General features: G+C 35.0%; 2 protein-coding genes. Both read right to left on the minus strand.

Annotation, left to right across the window (positions count from 1 at the left end):
- Window positions 1-8: 8 nt before the first annotated feature.
- Entirely contained in the window at window positions 9-980 is a 972-nt protein-coding gene (locus PQO03_RS14905) for a glycosyltransferase family protein (protein ID WP_274153985.1), read from the minus strand.
- A gap of 3 nt (window positions 981-983) precedes the next feature.
- Window positions 984-2,021 (minus strand): NAD-dependent epimerase, encoded by a 1,038-nt coding sequence (locus PQO03_RS14910; RefSeq protein WP_274153986.1) that lies wholly within the window; start codon window positions 2,019-2,021, stop codon window positions 984-986.
- Window positions 2,022-3,940: the final 1,919 nt, after the last annotated feature.

The following is a 3,940-nucleotide window of genomic DNA, read 5'->3' on the forward strand; positions in this document are numbered from 1 at the left end:
AGGAGGGTTTACGGTGTGTCAAGTTTGTAGTGTTTACTTAAGCCAAAAAAACTTGATTCGCTCACTCTCTTTCGTAGGGGAGCTTGGAGTTGTTCAATGATTTTATCTGCGCTGTGCTCCCAGGTGTGATGTGCTTCGACTAATTTTTGCCCATTAGCGGCGATGTTCATAGATAAATCATCATTCTTTCGTAGTAAATTAAGTTTTGTTTGAAGTTCATCTATAGATGTGTATAGGACGACATTTTCCATGTCTATGAAACCTAGTTCCTTATTTTCGATTTCGCCGTTGTTCCAAGTGAATAAGACGCAGCCACATGCCATGGCTTCAAAATTTTTGATCATGTATTCTTTGAAAGGGATATCGGGGCTAATAAAAAATTTAATACGATTGAGCATCTCTAGATACTCTTGGCCAGAATCAGTGCGTTTTATGAGTATCGGTTCTTTTTTGGCGAGTTCTTCTAAAAATTCACGTCTATATTTATAAACACCCGCTTGCAGGCTACCTAAAAAAGCTAGTTCAATATCTCTTTTACTATGCAGGTTTTTTAAGATTTTATGGTCATAGGCTTTGCCAATGAAGCAAGCGTCAAAGCCTTCTTCACATAGGCTTTGGGTATGGCTCTTGCCCGTGCAAAGAATACGTGCCCAGGGCAGTTGCTTGAAGTACGATGTGAAGCGACCATTATATTTACTTTCACAGTAGTTTTGGTATGCATCTAGTTCAATGATAGCGAGATTAGGAATGCTTTGAATGAAGCTAACTTGACGCATCATTTTTTTATAACGTAGAAAAAGAATGACGCGATCATACTGCGTGAAGTCTACTTTTGACTTTACAATAAATTTTTTCAATCTTTTTTGCTCTTGCGACGAAACTCTTATGATATCGCATTTTTCTGTTTTAGCGGCGATGGCGTCGTACCATGTATCAAAAATAGATCGTTGTTGTTCTTGGACAAGTAATAATATTTTCATTGTTTAGGACTTATAGAATGTTTTATACCATTGAACAAATTGATTTACCCCATCATCTATAGAAGTGTGAGATTTATAATCTAATTGTTTAATGATTTTAGCACAGTCAGCATGGGTAGAGACGACGTCTCCGGCTTGTAGAGGGAGGTATTCTTTTTTGGCTTGGATGCCGGTGGCCGTTTCAATGGCTTTGATGAAATCCATTAATGATACAGGTTTATTATTACCTATATTATAGATTTCATAAGGGGCGGAAGAAGTATCAGTGCTTAGAGATTTTAATTCATTGTTTCTTTTGGGAGGAGATATGAGTGCTTTGTTGATGCCGGAGACTATGTCGTCGATATAGGTGAAATCACGATACATATCGCCATTATTAAATACTTTAATGACTTTATCATTAAGGATTGCATCGGTAAACAAAAATAGTGCCATGTCCGGGCGACCCCAGGGACCATAGACCGTGAAAAAGCGTAGGCCAGTGGTAGGAAGGTCATAGAGATGAGAGTAACTATGGGCCATCATCTCATTAGATTTTTTTGTGGCAGCATAGAGACTGATAGGATGGTCAGTACTGTGAGTTTCAGAGAAAGGACTTTGATTATTAAGACCGTATACCGAAGAACTACTCGCATAAACCAAGTGTTTAATTTTAAAATTACGGCAAGCTTCTAAAATATTTCCAAAACCTGTTAGGTTACTCTGGATATATTCGGCGGGATTCTCTATGCTATAGCGAACTCCTGCTTGTGCAGCTAAGTTACAGACGGCGTCAAATGAGTGTTTTTGGAAAAGTTCATTGATTGCATCCGTATCTTGAAGTTTTATTTTTTGAAATATAAACTTTTCATGTTTGTTGGTTTCGAATGAATATGTATTGATACCGAGCTCTTTGAGGCGACTTAACTTTAAATTTACATCGTAGTAGTCATTGAGATTGTCAATACCCACGACTTGATAGCCCAAGCTAATTAACCTTTTGGCTAAATGGTATCCAATGAATCCGGCTACGCCTGTGATAAGAATTTTTTTGATGTTCATTTACGTGGTCGTCTTAAAGAGTTAGTTGCAAGGGTATGATATAAGAATAACTACAATAGTGGTAGTTTGAATTATGCCTAATTAAACGATTGATTTTGGACTAAATCAAGCATGTTATTTAGCGAGTTATTACATGAAAAGTCCACTTTATGTCTAGGCTGGTGGACGATGAGTAGAGGCACATAATAAATAAGGGTGTAAGCCCTGTCGTAGTTTCGGTGGAATATGGCTTGAAATAAACTTATGAATCATGGATTCCTAGAGTTAGAGTATCTGAAAAACCGGTTAATAATAATTGGATTTAGAGGAAGGTAAGAATTGTGATGGAGAGTCTTTTAAGACTGTTAAGGTCCGTCGGGAGAGTAAAATGAGTGTGCAGCTATTAATCCGACAATAACATAGAGATAAAAAATCTTAATAGAAAATGCTGTAAGGATGACTCAATTAAGCCCAATGGCGTAAGCCTAGGGAAGTGCTATAGAGAATAGTGTTCGGAATGCTGTAAGCATGGATTAGAGCTTTAATACGTTCCTGCAGAACTCACTAATTCTTCATTTACTCGTTTTCTCCTGGCTCTGACGAACTAGGTAAAGTTAATCCGTGCTTTAAGCACTAAAAAGTAAATCTAATTTAATAGCCTATACTTGAATACTGCAGGATTTTTCGGTGCAAGTTATTTAATCTATATCTCTAGAGTATGTGAAATGTTGATTCCATATCATATCTCAGGTAGCAAAGTTGATTCATTTATATAAACAGATAAGTTTAGAAAACTTTTATATTTCAATCATTAATATGGGTATGTAGAGATATATTTTGAATTGATCAAAGCTAGGAAGATTTATACTTCTAGCGTGTATTAGCGCCAGTTTTCAGGGGTGACGGTGCTGATTTATTTAATTATGAATGACAGGCTTGAGTGATCGTATAAACTTGGAAATTCCTAGTTTAAATTAAGGCCTAAGCATCTTTGTGAAATATAGCTTCTACAAAGCAGGTATTTGTACATAATCTAGTTATTTATCAGATTTATTCCATAGGCATTAAATAACATCCAGGGCAGTTTGTACTTATTATGATTCTCTTTAAATATTAGCTGACAAAAGATGAATGTTTAATACGGAGTCTTTCGCAACAATGTGAAATAATAAACATAGGCAAGAGTGAAGATTTAGATCAGGGACATGACTGGATCTATATATTTATTAAGTTGGGTAGATTTGCATCTCGAAGTCGTTACGATATCTAATCAAAACTGTTGTGTGTAAGTGTTTTAAATTTCACTGAAGCGCTGTTAAGATTATTTATAATTAAAAGAAAATACTAAAAGTCGAAATCGTTCAAGAGAGTGTTTAGCAGTGAATTATTAGTATGTTGTTAGATGTGTATTTGAAGTGGACTGATCATACGATTTAGTGAAATTGAGATAGCTATTTACTGTCTATGATTTTGATTTAGTTAGTTGTATTATTAATGAATTTTCAGTCCCGATAATCACAGATTATATGGTCCAATTTAGAGGTCTAATTTAGAGGTCTAATTTAGAGGTCTAATTTAGAGGTCTAATTTAAGTCAATTTACTAAGCCTTAGAAGATGTGAATTTCGGTCTTAGATCGCTGTTTATCTTCGTGATTTGGTGAGTTTTTTTTGTAGAGTAAAAGGGGGTTTTTACAGGGCGGATTAGCTAAAAAATCTAGGCCTAGGATTACCAAGGCGATATTTTAAACGTAGATTTTAAAATGTTAAATAAATATTTTAAATAAAATAGAGGCCGTTTCAGGGCTTCTAATATTAAGAAATGGTTAAAAAACAGATGCTTTGAAAGGAAGCCTATTGCCTAAGTCATTAGACCTTAATAAAGTGTCGTGTCTTTAAAAATTTAAATTAATAATAATACATATATTAGGAAAGAAATATT

The sequence above is a fragment of the Lentisphaera profundi genome, assembly GCF_028728065.1.
In the GTDB taxonomy this organism is placed as follows: domain Bacteria; phylum Verrucomicrobiota; class Lentisphaeria; order Lentisphaerales; family Lentisphaeraceae; genus Lentisphaera; species Lentisphaera profundi.